Origin of the sequence: Levilactobacillus suantsaii (assembly GCF_004115745.1) — a bacterium.
GTDB classification, from domain to species: Bacteria; Bacillota; Bacilli; order Lactobacillales; family Lactobacillaceae; genus Levilactobacillus; species Levilactobacillus suantsaii.
The window spans coordinates 13,531-29,074 of sequence record NZ_QXIL01000006.1 but is presented as its reverse complement, the minus strand read 5'-3'; the positions used below and the strand labels follow the sequence as shown (position 1 = coordinate 29,074).

Annotated in this window: 15 protein-coding genes and 1 pseudogene; 7 read left to right on the top strand and 9 right to left on the bottom strand. The window is 50.5% G+C overall.

Going from position 1 to position 15,544, the window contains the following annotated elements; translation table 11 throughout:
* Nucleotides 1-7 precede the first annotated feature (7 nt).
* Nucleotides 8-436: a GNAT family N-acetyltransferase gene (locus tag DXH47_RS04505; protein ID WP_225423495.1), complete on the top strand. Its 429-nt coding sequence runs from the start codon at nucleotides 8-10 to the stop codon at nucleotides 434-436.
* Between the two features lie 156 nt (nucleotides 437-592).
* Here DXH47_RS04505 and DXH47_RS04500 read toward each other — a convergent pair whose 3' ends face one another.
* Entirely contained in the window at nucleotides 593-1,060 is a 468-nt protein-coding gene (locus DXH47_RS04500) for a C40 family peptidase (RefSeq protein ID WP_129031973.1), read from the bottom strand.
* A gap of 184 nt (nucleotides 1,061-1,244) precedes the next feature.
* On the opposite strand from DXH47_RS04500, the gene DXH47_RS04495 reads away from it, so the two are divergent.
* The gene (locus DXH47_RS04495; RefSeq protein ID WP_225423494.1) at nucleotides 1,245-1,712 is read left to right on the top strand and encodes a MerR family transcriptional regulator; all 468 of its coding nucleotides are present in this window, start codon (nucleotides 1,245-1,247) and stop codon (nucleotides 1,710-1,712) included.
* Nucleotides 1,713-1,792: 80 nt separating this feature from the next.
* Here DXH47_RS04495 and DXH47_RS04490 read toward each other — a convergent pair whose 3' ends face one another.
* On the bottom strand, nucleotides 1,793-4,588 hold the full coding sequence (locus tag DXH47_RS04490) for an MMPL family transporter (protein ID WP_129031971.1): 2,796 nt from the start codon (nucleotides 4,586-4,588) through the stop codon (nucleotides 1,793-1,795).
* Between the two features lie 203 nt (nucleotides 4,589-4,791).
* On the opposite strand from DXH47_RS04490, the gene DXH47_RS04485 reads away from it, so the two are divergent.
* Together DXH47_RS04485 and DXH47_RS04480 are read left to right on the top strand one after the other, a co-directional pair.
* Nucleotides 4,792-5,031 carry a hypothetical protein gene (locus tag DXH47_RS04485; protein ID WP_129031969.1) on the top strand — a complete coding sequence of 80 codons (240 nt, stop codon included), beginning with the start codon at nucleotides 4,792-4,794 and terminating at the stop codon, nucleotides 5,029-5,031.
* 21 nt (nucleotides 5,032-5,052) lie between these two features.
* Entirely contained in the window at nucleotides 5,053-6,030 is a 978-nt protein-coding gene (locus DXH47_RS04480; protein WP_129031968.1) for a linear amide C-N hydrolase, read from the top strand.
* 129 nt (nucleotides 6,031-6,159) lie between these two features.
* Here DXH47_RS04480 and DXH47_RS04475 read toward each other — a convergent pair whose 3' ends face one another.
* Nucleotides 6,160-7,149, bottom strand: a complete 990-nt coding sequence (locus DXH47_RS04475) for a YdcF family protein (protein ID WP_129031966.1) — start codon at nucleotides 7,147-7,149, stop codon at nucleotides 6,160-6,162.
* 122 nt (nucleotides 7,150-7,271) lie between these two features.
* Between DXH47_RS04475 and DXH47_RS04470 the strand changes: the two genes are divergently transcribed.
* Nucleotides 7,272-7,895, top strand: a complete 624-nt coding sequence (locus tag DXH47_RS04470; protein WP_129031964.1) for a glycoside hydrolase family 73 protein — start codon at nucleotides 7,272-7,274, stop codon at nucleotides 7,893-7,895.
* A gap of 60 nt (nucleotides 7,896-7,955) precedes the next feature.
* On the opposite strand, the gene DXH47_RS04465 is transcribed toward DXH47_RS04470, so the two are convergent.
* Together DXH47_RS04465 and DXH47_RS11810 are read right to left on the bottom strand one after the other, a co-directional pair.
* Nucleotides 7,956-8,951 carry a serine hydrolase domain-containing protein gene (locus DXH47_RS04465; protein WP_225423493.1) on the bottom strand — a complete coding sequence of 332 codons (996 nt, stop codon included), beginning with the start codon at nucleotides 8,949-8,951 and terminating at the stop codon, nucleotides 7,956-7,958.
* A 12-nt stretch (nucleotides 8,952-8,963) separates the two neighbouring features.
* Complete coding sequence (locus DXH47_RS11810; protein ID WP_225423492.1) at nucleotides 8,964-9,269, bottom strand: SH3-like domain-containing protein; 306 nt, start codon at nucleotides 9,267-9,269, stop codon at nucleotides 8,964-8,966.
* Nucleotides 9,270-9,494: 225 nt separating this feature from the next.
* Here DXH47_RS11810 and DXH47_RS04460 point away from each other — a divergent pair, with 225 nt between their 5' ends.
* Nucleotides 9,495-10,253, top strand: coding sequence for a TerC family protein (locus DXH47_RS04460; protein WP_129031962.1), 759 nt, complete (start codon nucleotides 9,495-9,497; stop codon nucleotides 10,251-10,253).
* Between the two features lie 295 nt (nucleotides 10,254-10,548).
* Here DXH47_RS04460 and DXH47_RS04455 read toward each other — a convergent pair whose 3' ends face one another.
* Nucleotides 10,549-11,322 carry a hypothetical protein gene (locus DXH47_RS04455; protein ID WP_129031961.1) on the bottom strand — a complete coding sequence of 258 codons (774 nt, stop codon included), beginning with the start codon at nucleotides 11,320-11,322 and terminating at the stop codon, nucleotides 10,549-10,551.
* Nucleotides 11,323-11,598: 276 nt separating this feature from the next.
* Here DXH47_RS04455 and DXH47_RS04450 point away from each other — a divergent pair.
* Nucleotides 11,599-12,510: pseudogene (locus DXH47_RS04450) on the top strand (NAD(P)-dependent oxidoreductase); the annotation flags it as partial.
* A gap of 61 nt (nucleotides 12,511-12,571) precedes the next feature.
* On the opposite strand, the gene DXH47_RS04445 reads toward DXH47_RS04450, so the two are convergent.
* The 3 genes from DXH47_RS04445 to trpX are packed head-to-tail and all read right to left on the bottom strand — an operon-like array spanning nucleotide 12,572 to nucleotide 15,226.
* Entirely contained in the window at nucleotides 12,572-13,342 is a 771-nt protein-coding gene (locus tag DXH47_RS04445) for an ABC transporter ATP-binding protein (RefSeq protein WP_129031957.1), read from the bottom strand.
* Nucleotides 13,335-14,234, bottom strand: coding sequence for an ABC transporter permease (locus tag DXH47_RS04440; protein ID WP_129031956.1), 900 nt, complete (start codon nucleotides 14,232-14,234; stop codon nucleotides 13,335-13,337). The genes DXH47_RS04445 and DXH47_RS04440 overlap by 8 nt, the downstream gene beginning before the upstream one ends.
* On the bottom strand, nucleotides 14,231-15,226 hold the full coding sequence (gene trpX / locus DXH47_RS04435) for a tryptophan ABC transporter substrate-binding protein (RefSeq protein WP_129031954.1): 996 nt from the start codon (nucleotides 15,224-15,226) through the stop codon (nucleotides 14,231-14,233). Before trpX ends, DXH47_RS04440 begins: the two co-directional genes overlap by 4 nt.
* Between the last annotated feature and the right edge of the window lie 318 nt (nucleotides 15,227-15,544).

The following is a 15,544-nucleotide window of genomic DNA, read 5'->3' as shown; positions in this document are numbered from 1 at the left end:
ATGTCGGATGGCGTGGGGGAAGCAGAATCCCTGTTACCAAGATGCAATTGCAATTCGGCGCGCGGTCTTTATCGATGAGCAGGGAATTGCCCCCGAAGAGGAACTTGATGGGACCGATGAAGACAAAATGCACTACGTGGGCTACGTCGATGACCAACCGGTGACGACCGCCCGCATTGATATGCTGGCTGGCAACCGGGTCAAGATTCAGCGGGTCGCCACGGTGGCGACGGCCCGGCACCAGGGCTACGCTGGCGAGTTGATCAAGCAGATTATCGCTGACGCCCAAAAATCAGATATTGCGCGGATCTCACTGGATGCACAGGTGACTGCGATGGCTTTCTATCGGGAATTGGGCTTCACGCCCGTGGGGGAGACCTTTAAAGAAGCGGGCATCGACCACCGGACCATGCAGTACCGAGCAAAAGAAAACTAAACGCAAAGTACCGGTCAATCCAAGAAGTTGGCCGGTACTTTTTGACTCAAAAAGACGTCACCCAGACAATAGCCGGTGTGACGTCTAAGTTTTAATATCAATGGTGGTGTAAAATTAATCGAGAGTCGTCGTGACCCGGGCATACCCAACCGCATGCTACCAAGGGGCGTGAACGGCTTCCTTGACCACCCCACGGTTCTGGGCATCAATCATCTGGCCCTTGCCGACGTATAATCCCACGTGGGAGATGGCCCATTTGCTGGTCCCAAAGAAGACCAAATCACCCTTCTTGATGTGTGCATATGTAACGTGCTTGTTGGCGTTGTACTGGGCCTGAGCGGTCCGGGGTAGCGTGAAATCAGCGCCATGATTATAAACGTAACTGGTAAACCCGGAGCAATCAAAAGCGGATGGCCCGGTGGCCCCGTAGACGTAACGAGCGCCTAAGTGAGCCTTAGCAATCTTGTAAACGGCTTTATAGGTCGTTTTGTTAATCACTGCAGTGGCCTTAGCCGTTGATTTAGTTGAAGTGGTACTCTTAGCGGAAGCAGTGGTCGTGGCGAAAGTCACAAGTCCCAGTAAAGCAACCGTTGTCGTGATGAGACGTTTAACAAATTTATTCATCCTACGCCCAACTCCTCATTGTGATTATGCTTTCAAGATTAGCAGTGTAATATGACAATAATGTAACAAAAAAGTTTCAAGGGGGTTAAATATTTCGAACAAATCGTAACTTGCGGATTTTCCTTGCCAGTCAGGCGGTAAACTTGCTAAACTATTAAAGTGTTTAGCAGAGGGAGGGACTCGTGTGGCACAGTTTTCAGATGAAATGCGGCATGTCTTTGATGTGCACCGGCTGGTATTTCGCATTGGTGAGTTGGCCAGTATGACCCAAGTCTCAGCGCGACAGTTGCGGTACTGGGAAAAAAAGCAACTGATCAAGTCGCGAGAACGGGAGGGTGAACAGGCCCGCGTGTACACGTTTGGGACTTTTGTTCAGGTATCCATGATCAAATATTACCTGGATAATGGGTATACATTGACCGCCGCCGCGGCTAAGGCGCAAGAACGTGATTCGCGCGCTAAGTTACTCCGCCGGTTCATCTTTAAAGGCTTACGGGGGTTCGCCGAGATGGACGGCCAGGTCGCCATTAACATGGGGGCGTTTGACGACCAACAGACCCTAATGGCATTAGTGCCAGAAGAGGGCACCGTCACCTACCGGCTGGTTCCGAACGCCGAAGCTCGGCGTTTGACGCAAGACCTGCCTGACTAGGTATCGATTGAAACGGTTTGGCACACCTAAAAGGGGACCTGAGAATTTTTCTCAGGTCCCCTTTTAAATGCAATTTTTGATTAGACTTGTGAGTCGTCCTGCTTATTATCATCGGTGGTATCCGTAGCTGCCGTATCCGTCTGGGACCGCCGAGAACGCCGGTTAGATGGCCAGTGGAAATGGTACGGCTTCTGGGCCGGAATGATGACCGATAGTTTCCCGAACGAGGAAGCCATCAGTGGCAACATGATGTTGAAGATGATGGCCGTCAAGATGGTGATCAATGCGACCGCCGTTAAGACTTGTGATTCAGCGGCTAAGAGCCCCAATATCCCGGCAATGACGATGAACAGGGAGTGACGCATCGTCTGACCAACAGCGTGTAAGCCCGGTAAGAGCCACTCGGTGAGTGCTGCGTCGGTTGAGCGGTAGCTTAAGGCTAACTGAGTCAGTTCGACAACGGCCAGGACCGTCAACGGCACGATGGCCAATAGTGGAACCTGCCAGTTGAACTGGGTGTTACCGGTCAACCACTGCATGAGGACACGGGTCAGTTGGTAACTGGCCCCCGCGGAAGCCAGGAAGGTTAAGAACCAGTAGCTGGTCTGGAGCAGGGAACGACTGAATAAGACGAGTAACAATAAGACGATGCCAAAGACCGTGGCAATGACCCGCGGTAAGTCTTGTTGCAATTGCGTTTGCAAGGTCGACGTGACTACGGGTTGGCCGGAGAAGGTCAAGGTGGCGTGCTTTAGAATCGTTCCCCGAAGCTGACTATCGGCCACCTGTTGCAGGTTGGCTAAAGTCTTGGTCGTGGACTGTGCGTTCGGCGCCTGTTTCAAAGTAATCGTCAGTGCGGTCGTCTTGACCTTAGCGTCGGTGAAGTTGACCAGGGATTGTTGGAACTCACCGCTGGCAATTTGGTTCGGCGTCAGGTACAAGTTTTTCGCTGCTTCGGAAGTTTGTAAACCATTCAGGTAAGTGTAGATCTGGTTGAGGGACTTGTTTAGCTTCTTGACCTGCTTACGCGTTTGTTTCAAGTTGGCGTTAACGGACTTGATGGCATCGGCGTAGGTGCTCAACCCAGAATGAGCGGTCGTGACGGTCGTGTCGGCCGTGGAAGCCGCGTCGCTCAGGTTCGTGAGCGTGGAAGCCGCGTCAGTCAATTCTTGGTCGACTTGGTTCAACTGCCGCACGTAACGGCGAGCGGCTTTGGAAGAGCTACCGTTGCTAGTGGTTGCATTACTACGAGCCGAAGAGATGGCGGATTCGAGGTCACCACTTTGGCTGACCAGTTTGCTGGTCTGGTTAGATAACTTGTTCAGGCGTTTGACTTCGGCCTTCAAAGTCTTTTGTTTCAGACCATTTTGGTCGCCCTTGATGGCGTTTTGCACGGATTGTAATTGGCCCATGGCCCCCGACAAACTGGTGGTGATGCCGGCTAACTGGGTCGTGGCGTAGTATTGCGTCACGGGTTGGCCACCGGGTTGGGTGACAGAGGTCACGGACGCGACTCCCGGTTGGGCCTGCAGCTTACGGGTCAGGTTATCTAACTGGTAAAGCTGGTTTTGGTTGTCTAACCGTTTGGATGTTTGCAGGTACAGGGTGACCGGCGTGGCCTTACCCTGGCCAAAGTGGGCACTGAGGACCCGGGCGCCCTGTACGGCCTGGTTATTCGGGATATCTTGAGCGTTGGTGTAACTCAAATGGGCGTTGTTGCCGCCAAAGAAGCCGACCCCTGCAAAGTAGAGCAACACGATAACGGCAATCCAAGGTTGCCATAACCCGAAGCGAGCCAATTGGTGCCAAACTTTGTGGTCTGCCAATTGGGGCCGGGTCTTCTTCGGCCAGAAGAGACTGTTACCCAGTAGGCCGGCGAAGACGGGAATCAAGGTGACACTGGCAATCCCAGTAATGGCAAAGCCGATGCCCAGGACGCCCAGCGCTCTGATACTCGAGAAGTCGAACAGCGTCAGACTGCAGAAGGCTAGCGTCAAGGCTAAAGTGCTGGTTAAGATCCGGTACCCTAGGTCATGAATAACTTGGGTCGTGGCTGCTTGACTATCGGTGCCCTCGTCAACCAAGTCACGTAAGCGCCGGAAGAACCAGAAGCTGGTCAGTAACGTAAACAGACTGATACCCAGTAGCAGGAAGATTGGCGTGTATTCCGAATACGCGAAGTTCCAGTGATAGGCTAAGTTAGTCGCGAGACTTAACGTGGAGATGTAACTAATCAGAATCGCCAAGAAGGTAATGATCGGGGCGATAATGGAAGCAAACAAAATCCCCATGGCGACCAACGCGACCAATAACGTCATTAAAATCACGATTAAAGTGAATGACGAAATATGGGCGTTAGCCGCATCGCTCACGATTTCGGGACTGGTGACGTAGGTCTCCAACCCGACCGTGGCGATTTGGTTCTTCAACTGATTGGCCACGTCGCGAACCGGTCCTTGATTATGACTAATCGATAATTGCACAATTTCCGTGGACTGGTCCTTGGACAAGAGTTGCGGTCGACTCGTCGGGGTATTGGTCATGGTCGTGATCTTTTGAATCCCGTAGTTGCTGGCCTTCTTCTGCAACGTCGCCGTGGTCTTATTGATCGCGAGGAGTTGCTTGTTGGTTAACTTTCCCGCGGGGTTGTTAAACACCGCGTTGACCGTGTAGGTCCCGTCAAGGTTACGGCCCCAATGGTTCCGTACCTGGGAGGCCTTCACGGGTTGACTCGTATTTGCCAATTGTGGTTGACCATCATATTGAATGATCGTGTTAACATTTGGCAGGGTTACGATGGCCGCAAAGACCACCACTAACCAGAATACGAGTGCAAAAATTCGGTTGTGGTGAAGTTTTCTGATCCGTTCTTGCATATGTAATCTGAGTCCTCTCTAACCTAAGTTATTAATTGCACCGTGCGAGCAGGGTATAATTAATGCTTAATTTTACCATATTAAGCACTTCACGGAAGAGGTTAAGGTGGATTTAAGGAAAGTTAAGGAAGTCTTTTGGTTGACTTCGCGCTAAAAGTCGGTAAGGTAAGGGTACTTACGTACTAAAAGGAAGTGACTAACCGATGACCAAACGCCACCGGACTTATGAAAGTCCCTTTGCTCCTATGATGGGACCGGACCGGTTTCAGTATGCCAGTCAATTAGCGACTAAGGTGGGCTTAGATCCTAGCCAGATTTTATTTGCCTACCTGCAGATTACGGCGAGTGTGGCCGCACTGGAGCTTTCGGGCGAGACTGCCCGGCAACGCAAAATTGACCAGCAATTTCAGCAGTTTCTGATTGACGCGCAAGCTGCGGACTAACCGTGAAGGGGGACTTTAAGGATGTGTACCAGTATTTTACAAATCGCTAAGGATGGCAGTCACATCCTGGCTCGGACCATGGATTGGCACGTGATGAAGAGCATGCCCCTCTTCGTGCCGCGGGGGTACCGTTGGTTAAGTCTATTTGATAACCAACCCCATGTGGGCCGCTACGCGTTAATCGGTGGTGGTGGACCACACGACCACGAAATCGATGTGTCTGACGGGGTCAACGAAAAGGGGCTTAGTGTTCAGAAGCTGACCTTCGCCAATGGCTCGCAACTGGTGGATACGCCCACAGCGGGACACGTCCATTTGGCACCGTTCGAATTTTCTTTCTACTTGTTAAGCAACTTCGCATCGGTCGCCGAGATTGAAGCGCATCTGGAGGAAATCCAACTGATGAGTGGGCGACTCGCGGCCAACCCTATCGGGGACAGCGAGTTACACTTTGCCGTGGTCGACCGAACTGGTCGCACGGTCGTCATCGAACCGACCCACTTTCCCATGCGGGTTCGTGAAAATCCGTTAGGTGTGGTCACCAACAGCAAGGATTTTACGCAACAGTTACAGCGGTTGGGGCAGTACGTGACGTATACCGATGATTTCGTGGCGGGGACCGTGCCGTTGAACACGCCGCTAGTCACGACCGGACGTTTTTCGGGGAAACCCGTTCCTAGCGGGTCGTTCACACCGGGCGGCCGGTTCGTGCGGGCCGCGTATTATAAAGAACGCGCCGATTTGCCGGCCAACGAAAACGAGGGCATCATCAGTGCCTGGCACCTCTTGAACAGTGTGACGGTTCCCAAGAGTCACCACTACCGCCCCACCTATTCGGTTTACCGGGCGGCGACTTGTAGCGAATCGTTGACCTACTACTTCCAGCCGTACAACCGGTTGGATCTGGTTCGATTACACTTAACGTCGGAGATGCTAACGTGGTCGCAACCGAAATTTTACCCGATTAGAAATGCGTTGCACGTGACGGCGTTGAATTAAAAACTAACTTTTGGCGCACGCTTCGGCACCACTATGGGCACTGAGTAACTTAAAGGGCACCGCTTTTAAATGAAAATTCATTTAAAAGCGGTGCCCTTTAATGTTTTGTCCTAGATACTTTTGTTCGGGTCAAAAGATAAGGACACCGAGGATGTTTAATCCCAATAACGCTAGCAGAACGCTGCGGTGCAAACGTGGATGTAAGATAACGATGGCTAAAAATTCGCGCGCCCAGGCGAGGGGCAAGGTACCCCAACGAGTTGGGGCTGCGGCACCACCCAAATGTAAGCCCAATTGGTGGGCCAAAATTTGGGTGCGAAAGAGGTGGTAGTTACTGGTGACTACCACGACGCGACCGCCCTGCTGGGGCAGTTGGGCCCAGAGAGGTTGACTGTTCAGTAAGTTACTGAACGTATTGGTTGCGACGGGTTCCTCGATGAGGTTAGCGGCGGGGAAGTGATGCTGCTTAAGGTAGGCCGCCATAGCGCTAGCTTCAGGGAGGTCTTCGTCTGCTCCCTGGCCCCCGGTCACGATGATGGTCACCGGGTGATCCTGTTGGGTCGCTAAGGCCAAGGCGGTGTCCAGCCGGGACTGTAAGGTTCGGCCGATAATGTGGCCGCGGTGCAGTCCAGCCCCTAAAACGACTAAGGTATCGGCGTGGTGGGCACTGACGAGACTGACCCGCCAAAAGCCTATCAAACTGGCCGCATACAGTAAGCCTAAATATAAGCTGTAAACAGGGATGAAGGTGAGCCAGGGCCACAGAGTGTCGGTAAAGTGACCGGAGAGTGCGGCCCACGACCAGCCGGCACTCAGTAAGAGCCACCCGGCAATTGCCAATCGGAGCCACCCGGTTAATCGTTCGCGTTTTTTGAGGACGGCGTGGGGCCACCCCATGATGAGAATCAGGGTCACCAGTCCGCTGAAAGCGATGAGGGCAACCACTAGCCAGCCAATCACGGCGAGACCATGGGCCCACTGGTGGGGCGAAAAGCTAGTGATTAAGATAATTAAGCCGCCGCAAAAACTGGTCGTGACGGCGCTGAATAAACCGTGGGGTTCCCAGAACGTGATCAGTGCGGTTAAACAGAGTAAAAAGACGATTGCGCTGAGAAGCACGAGAAACACCTCCCTTCGAGAAAAGATTAAGTTTTATTGTGACTACGTGGCGTAAACGTGACTTTTACGAGGCAACTATGGTTATAATAGACCTAATTATAACCGAAATTGGGGGGACACGGGTGCCAAAACGACGTCGAAAAAATCGCCAACGGAATAGTCATCCGGCCTTTGCGACCTGGCTCTTTGTGCTAGTTCTGATTGTCGTGGGGGGCGGAATGCTGGTTCGGGGTCACATAAAAACTGAGATTCAAAACGGGGTGGTCACCGCCACTAGCACGAGTTCTTCGTCCGGGGAAACGGCTGCGCAGAAAAAGTTTATCAAAAAAATGGCGGCACCCGCGGTTCGAGTGTACCATCAAAACGGCCAAGTCTTGCCTAGTATCGTGATTGCTCAAGCCATTTTGGAATCGAGTTGGGGCACATCGCAACTTTTCTTGCAGGCGAATAATCCGTTTGGGGTGAAGGGGAGTTACCAAGGTAGCAGTAAAAGCTTCATGACCACGGAGTACGTCAATAACAAGACGGTCAAGGTCCGGGCAAATTTCCGGAATTATCCGAATCTAACGGATGCTATTTTGGATCACGATGCGTTGCTTAAACAGAACTATTTTAAAGGAACCGTGACGGATTATCAGACGGCGGCCAAGTTGTTACAGACCAACGGCTATGCCACGGATCCGCACTATGCGCGCAAATTAACCAACGTGATTGCCACGTATAATCTTAACCAGTATGACACGTAATCATGAAAAGACAACCAGGGGGTTCGGACCAGCGTCCGAACCCCCTTTAATTGTTGCTGTTTAATTTTCGTTGTAGTAGTAAGCTAAATCGTACAAGGTCCTGGCTAGTGTGTTGATGGAATGCTGCGGCGACTGGTTGGCAAAGAGGATTGCACCGTATTTGTTGCCTTCCGTACCGTAATACACGGTATCGTATCCCGAGGTTCCCAACGTCCCGTGGACCCGTTTGATGCCGTTGCTGTAGTGATATAAACCACCATCATAATCATGCTGGTAGTGGTTAGCGAGGTCGAGGTATTGGTCACGGGTCAGAATCTTGCCATTCCGGAGCCCCTTTTGGATGGCGTAGTAGTCTTCAGGGGTCGAGTAATAGTTACCAGCTCCCAGTAACGAGGACACTAACTCACGAGAAACGCCGTTGGATCGGTAATCTTGACCGTTAGCGTAGCTGTAGCCACTGGCCGTCAACTGTGATGTCGGCAACTGGTCCCACGCGTGGGTATCGGTCAGGTTTAGCGGACGAATGATTCGTTTTTGGATTAACGTGTTGTAGGATTCGCCGGTGACCTTGCTGGCGATAGCGGCGAGCAGGGTGTAGTTGGCGTTGGTGTAGTTGTAGCGGCCCGCTCCGGTCGAAGTTAATTGTGTGAGGGTGTAGTTCAACTGAGCGTCCTGAGTGGTCAAGACCGTGTTAGGCGTGGTCTCATCCATTTTGATGCCGGAGCGTTGGTCGAGTAGTTGACGAATCGTGATATTTTCACTGTCTTTGATAGTCGGGAAGAAGCGGCTGAGTTTTTCCGTCATGGCTAACCGGTGCTCACTGGTCAGCTGTTCGATGATGGCGCCAGTAATCACCTTTTGCAGGGAAGCCAACGGGTAGAGCGTGGCTGCCGAATTGGCCGACTTGCTGGGTTGATCCGCGTACCCTACGCTGATTAGGCTGGCCCCAGTCGCATAGTGGTTGAAAATCATGGCCCGGCCTTCGAAATGGGCGTTTTCTAAGAGCACCCGGGCATTATCAGTCCGGCTGAACTTCTGCAGGGCGGCTTGATCCACCCAGCCGATGGTCTAGCCGTACCAGGAAAATTTCACGAACTTGACCCCGTTAGATAACGTGGCGATTTGACTGACGCGCACAAAACGATGTTGCCAGTTCTTACCACTGGCATCGCGGGTCGTGGCCGAGCGCCGGGTATTGTACGGCCCATAATAGTAAATACCGTCGTTGCGGCGTGGCTGACTGACGAAGCGAGCGTTATAATCCGTTTTTTCAGTCCGGACGATTCTAAAATAACTGCTGGCGTGACTTTCCCCGATTGGTAATAGGCCCCAGGTCACTAACGCGGCTGCGGCGATTAACATAACTTTTTTCACAATAACCATCCATTCCCCTTGATTGGTAATCTACACCAATGGTACCGCCATCAAGTTGCGAATGAATAACAACTTGATGGCGCTTTGGTAACAATTTAAACAGTTTACAATTTGAATTAACAAATAAAATTATCAAACGGGGCCGAAAAATTGACGGTCCGCGGTCGCAACTGCGAAACGCGTATGGTAAAATAAGCCTAAACAAAAAGGGAGCTGAGACATGCGGTGCTACACTTTCTAGGTCAGTTATACGGGCCGTTCTTCGATCCGCACAACTGGGAAACTGTGATCACAACGGGTGACGATTGGCTGATTATCTTTTCGTTGGTCTTAATCGAGTGTCTGTTGTCCGTGGATAATGCGGTGGTCTTAGCGGCGCAAACGCAGTCGCTACCCACCCAAGAGTTACGTGAAAAGTCGTTGTTTTACGGGATTTGGGGAGCCTATATTTTTCGGTTCATCATCATTGGGTTAGGGACCTATTTGATTAATTTTTGGGAGATTAAGGTCTTGGGGTCGCTGTATCTGGCCTACCTGGTCTTTCAGTTCTTTACCCGAACCCGTGTGAAGCACACGCGGAAGTTGGTTGCAGATAAAAAGAAGCGCCGGGGAATTTCGCTCTTTTGGTCGGTAGTCATTCAGATTGAAATGATGGATATCGTGTTCTCCATCGATTCGGTTTTGGCATCGTTAGCCATTTCAAACAACCCTGTCATCGTCCTCATTGGGGGGATGATTGGGATTCTGGCCATGCGGGGCGTGGCCGAAGTCATCATGAAACTGATGCGACGGATTCCCGAATTGGAACCCATGGCTTACATCCTGATTGGGATTATTGCCGTGAAGTTGTTCCTATCGATTCCCGCCATTGATATTGAAATTCCAGCTGCTTTATTTGGTCTGGTAGTCGTGGGGGCAATCGTTATCACGCTGATCATTCACGCCGTGCGCCAGAAGAAGGCCCCGGCGAAGAAAAACGATTAAAGCTAATAATTAACATCGATTAACATAAAACAGGCTTTCCAAGCATCAAAATACTTGAAAAGCCTGTTTTAGGTTCTTTAGTAAAGTAATCGCTTTCAAAAAATACCGAAATTTAAAGTAGTAGAAGTCTATGGTGCTGAATAGTGGTAAAGACCCAATAAGATAAAAGTAATCTTCGAGTAGTTCTAATGTAAAATTGGATTTTTCAAGTTTGAGAATTATTTAAAACTGGTGTTGATTTAGTGTGTTTCCCGTGTGTATGGGGATAAGTCTAGACCTCATCTTATTTCTGCCATTACTTTTTTTCAGTTGGTGTATCATCTTTATCAAGATCGTAACGTTTAGCAGTGAGGGCTGTTCCCCGGAAGCCCTGATTATAGCGATTCCAAACAGTTTGGTAAGTGACTTCGGCGTCCTTCGCAATTTCATATAAAGTCATCTGCTTACCCTTATAATCAATCAAGTGTAGATTACGGGCGGCGCTTCGAGATTGGTCACGACCTAAATCATCACCACGGTACCCGTGATTATAACGATGTAAGATTACAGGATAACTGGTACCGGTCATCTTAGCAATCCGGTATAGTGTTCGCTTTTCACCCTTGTATTCGGTCAGAATTTTCTTGGGGGCTTTTTGTAACTTAGCACCTAACTCATCACCACGTACACCCCGGTGCCATCGATTATATAATAGTCGATGGTCTAATCCCGTCATTTTAGAAATTTCTGAAAGAGTCCGCTTCTTACCCTTATAATCAATCAGGAGTAGATTATGTGTGGCGTTTTGAGATTGGTCACGACCCAACTCATCACCACGGTATCCTTGATTATAGCGATGTAAGATTACAGGATAACTGGTATCGGTCATCTTAGCAATCCCATATAGCGTTCGCTTTTCACCTTTGTATTCGGTCAGAATCTTCTTGGGGGCTTTAGCGCCTAACTCATCGCCACGTACACCCCGGTGCCATCGATTATATAATAATCGATGATCTAATCCCGTCATTTTAGAAATTTCTGAAAGAGTTCGCTGCTTACCTTTGTATTCTGTTTCGATTACATTAGCCATGATTTGTCATCCTTTTTATATGCCATCGATAAGGTTACAATCCATCAATTATAACCTTATAATAGTTATATATTGAGAAATGTAAAGCTTCTTTATCTGATTCTTTGATTTCTTGCCAAAATTTAGACGTAAGAGAAGAGGAGTGACTAAGTCCTTTTCTTTTATTGTTATTTTTAATTCTTCCTGGCTCATTTTAGAATACAGTGAGGACTTTCAAGTTAGTATCCTTCCACGTGTGTGGGGGATAAGGACCCACAATGGGTGTGTAGATGAAGTCACCAAAGTGAGTGGTATGATAACCCTATAGTGAAATTATGGGAGGTTATCAAAATGAAAATTGGTTTTATCGGGACTGGCGTCATGGGTACCGGCATCATCAAAAACTTATTGGGTGCCGGACATCAGGTGACGGTCTATAATCGGACAAAGACCCATGCTAAAGCGGTTCTAACTGCGGGTGCTCAGTGGGTGGACTCCCCCCAGCTAGCGGCGACCGGAGCTGACGTGACGATTACCATGGTTGGCTATCCCCAAGATGTGCGCGATGTTTACTTGCGCGAAGACGGCATTTTTGCTGGGGCTCAAGCGGGAAGTATCGTGGTGGATATGACCACCAGTACCCCGGCGTTGGCGGCAGAATTAGCAGAGAAAGCCCACGCGCACCAGTTACAAGCTCTAGACGCGCCTGTTTCCGGTGGTGACATTGGGGCGCAACAAGCGACCTTAACCGTCATGGTCGGCGGTGACCAGGAAGCCTATGATCGCCTAACGCCACTTTTTCAACAGCTTGGGCAACGGGTCAACTACTTCGGTCCCGCGGGCAACGGCCAACACACTAAAATGGCCAATCAAATCATGATTGCTGGGACCATGACGGGGTTGACCGAAATGTTAGTTTACGCCAAGGCAGCCGATTTGGACCTCCCCCAAGTCCTAGCAACGCTAAGTAGTGGGGGCGCCGATAACTGGAGTATGGACACCTACGTTCCTCGTATCTTAAAGGACGATTATACGCCCGGCTTCTTTGCCAAGCATTTCTTAAAAGATTTACGGATTGCCTTGCAAGAGGCCGACCGGATGCACCTTGATTTACCAGCGACCCGCCAAGCTAAGCAGTTATATGAAACCATGGTCGATGACCGTGGTCTAGGTAACGACGGGACACAGGGCCTGATCAAAATCTATTAAATTAAATGTGCCAGCACACAAAAACACCCTCGCCATTACTTAATTGACGAGGGTGTTTTAATTATTCGATTTCCGCGAAGAAGCTATAGAGCTTTTCGGTGGTCAACGCGGCTTTTTCGGGTCCGGCCACGTCGAAGGTGATTTGCCCATGATGCAGGACAATCAACCGGTTGCCGTAGGTCAGGGCATCTTCGAGGTGGTGCGTGATCATTAAACAGGTCAGTTGTTGATCTTGGACCCGTTGGTTGGTCAAATGCATCAAGTCCTGGCTGGTCTGCGGGTCTAACGCGGCGGTGTGTTCGTCGAGCAAGAGCAGTTCCGGTCGTTTCAAAGTGGCCATTAAGAAACTCAGGGCTTGGCGTTGGCCCCCGGAGAGGTTGCCAGTCGCCGTCGTTAAGCGCTCATCCAAACCGTTATGCATGGTGGTCGTGATTTCTTTGAAGTAATCCATTTGCCGGTTCAATCGCCGTGGCCGTAAGCCGCGCCGTTGTCCCCGCCGTTGGGCTAGCAAGAGGTTTTCGGCGACGGTCATCCGGGGGGCGGTTCCCAGTTTGGGATCCTGGAAGACCCGGCTCAAGAAGCGGGTCCGCTTTTCCACGGAGTCGTGGGCGATGTCGCGACCGTTCAAGAGAATTTGACCACTGTCGATACTCAAGTCGCCGCCGATAGCGTTGAAGAGGGTCGATTTTCCGGCTCCGTTAGAGCCTAAGACCGTGATGAAATCACCGGCGTTGATGGTCAGATTCAGGTGGTCGAGAATCTTGATTTCTTCGGGAGTGTTGCGGTTGACCTTCAACACCACGTTTTTCAATTCGAGTAATGGTTTAGTCATTGGTATCTAACCCCCGTTTCAAAATGTGCTTGAAGTTGAACGCCTGTTTGAAGACCGGTAGCATCATGCATAGGGCTAGGACGATAGCGGACAGCAAGTTCAAGTCGTTGGCGTTGAAGCCGAGGCTCAGGACGATTAGCAACACGAAACGGTAGAGGATACTCCCCAAAGTTACAGCAACTAACCGTTGGTTCAAGGTTAGATCCCCGAAGGCGACTTCGCCGATGATGATGGAGGCCAATGCAATGACGATGATGCCGATTCCCATGTTGACGTCGGCGTAGCCGTTGTTTTGCGCGACTAACGCACCACCAAAGGCAATCAAGCCGTTGGAGACCATCAGGCCCATGATTTTCATGTTGTCGGTGTTGATTCCGAGCGACCGGGCCATGGTCTGGTTATCCCCGGTGGCGATGAAGCCCTGGCCCAGTTGGGTCTGCAGGAAGTAGATGACGATGCCCGTGACCACGACCATCACGATGGTTCCCAGTACAACGCTATCGAAGTACTGCGGTAAACTTTCCAAAAATTTGTTTTTAAACAAGGTCGATTTGCCGAGTAACGACACGTTGGCCCGGCCCATGATCCGTAAGTTGACCGAATAGCAGGCCGTCATGACTAAAATCCCGGCTAACAGGATGGGAATGTGCCCCTTGGTGTAGAGCAGGCCGGTAATTAGCCCAGCTAGGCTACCGACGACAAAAGCGAGTAAGGTGGCGGCGATGGGGGAAAACCCGTTACTGATGGCGACGACACAGGTGGCAGCCCCTAATGGGAACGTCCCTTCGACCGTCATATCCGCAAAATCTAAAATTCTAAAGGTCAGGAATAACCCAACCCCTAAGACGGCCCAGAGTAGGCCCTGACCGATTGTTGAGACCATAACACTCATTTGAAGACCTCCCCGTGTTGTTTAGCTTCTTTAACGACAGATTTCGGTAACGTGATGCCTAATTTTTTTGCAGTTTTTAGATTAACGGTCATTTCCCCGTGACTTTCGAACTTGATGGGGGTGGTGGCCGGGTCCTTACCCTTTAAGATGGCAGCGGTCATCTTGCCGGTTTGAACGCCTAGCTTGTACTGGTCGATACTCAAGGTGGCCAGTCCCCCGGCCTTGACCATGGTGTCCACAGCTGGGAAGACGGGGACCTTTTTGGTGTTGGCGGTCGCAACTAGCGTTTGCATGGCACTGGCCACCGTATTGTCGGTCGGCACGTAGACCGCGTCGACTTGAGAGACCATTCGCTGGGCGACCTGGTTCAAGTCGTTGGTGTTGGCGATGGAGTAAGCCTTAAGGTCAACATGTTCTTTTTTGCAAAGGGACGCAAATTTGTGGTATTGCGCGGTCGCCGAGTCGTCCGACGAGGTGTAGATGATGCCGAGATGCTTCATCTTGGGCATGATTTTTTGAATCAATTTAAGCTGGGCCTTGAGTGGTGCTTGGTCAGAGACCCCGGTAACGTTGGTCCCCGGACGGGTGTTACTCTTGACCAAATCGGCGCCCTTGGGATCAGTGATGGCCCCGAGCACGACCGGAGTGGTACTGGAAGCGTTGGCCAACGCCTGAGCAGCTGGGGTGGCGATACCGATCATGGCATCGGCATTTTCGTTGACGAAGCGCGCACTCATGGTCTTCAAGTTACTCTGGTCGTTTTGGGCGTTTTGAAAGTCAATCTTGATGTTCTTATTGACGTGGTAACCTTCCGTTGCCAACCCGTGAATGATTCCCTTATGAATCGAATCGAGGGCGGGGTGGGACAGGAGTTGTAAGATGCCGACCGTCGGCATGCTTGATTTTTTCGTTTTTTGTTGGTGGGTCTCCTGGACATAAGCGACCCCCAGGAAAATTAGTAAAATCGCAATTAACCCGTATAATCGTTTCATGATTGCTACTAACCTCACTTTATAAATTTGGCACTGATAAAAAGGGGTACCCAGCCACAGCGGGTACCCCAAAATAAAAGGTCCGCTGGCGGATAAAACATCCGTGCGGACCGCTTTCCATCAGAAAGTTAAGCCGGCGCAGATGCGAAGAGCACTCTGTGAGCTCAAGTCGCATCTACCCGATGACGACTTGTTTACCGGCTTTGCCAACGTCCATTTAAGTTCATCGTAGACAGTTGCATCTAACTTTCCTTCTTTCCGTGAATTGAATAAAACTAGTGTACGGCATTGCGGTAAAGACGTCAACCAAATTTTCTC

Coding starts and splice junctions, on each gene's coding strand:
- DXH47_RS04455 (WP_129031961.1), bottom strand. CDS start 11,322: ATGGCTAATGTAATCGAAACAGAATACAAAGGTAAGCAGCGAACTCTT.
- DXH47_RS04500 (WP_129031973.1), bottom strand. CDS start 1,060: ATGAATAAATTTGTTAAACGTCTCATCACGACAACGGTTGCTTTACTG.
- DXH47_RS04485 (WP_129031969.1), top strand. CDS start 4,792: ATGACCAAACGCCACCGGACTTATGAAAGTCCCTTTGCTCCTATGATG.
- DXH47_RS04480 (WP_129031968.1), top strand. CDS start 5,053: ATGTGTACCAGTATTTTACAAATCGCTAAGGATGGCAGTCACATCCTG.
- trpX (WP_129031954.1), bottom strand. CDS start 15,226: ATGAAACGATTATACGGGTTAATTGCGATTTTACTAATTTTCCTGGGG.
- DXH47_RS04440 (WP_129031956.1), bottom strand. CDS start 14,234: ATGAGTGTTATGGTCTCAACAATCGGTCAGGGCCTACTCTGGGCCGTC.
- DXH47_RS04505 (WP_225423495.1), top strand. CDS start 8: ATGGCGTGGGGGAAGCAGAATCCCTGTTACCAAGATGCAATTGCAATT.
- DXH47_RS04490 (WP_129031971.1), bottom strand. CDS start 4,588: ATGCAAGAACGGATCAGAAAACTTCACCACAACCGAATTTTTGCACTC.
- DXH47_RS04445 (WP_129031957.1), bottom strand. CDS start 13,342: ATGACTAAACCATTACTCGAATTGAAAAACGTGGTGTTGAAGGTCAAC.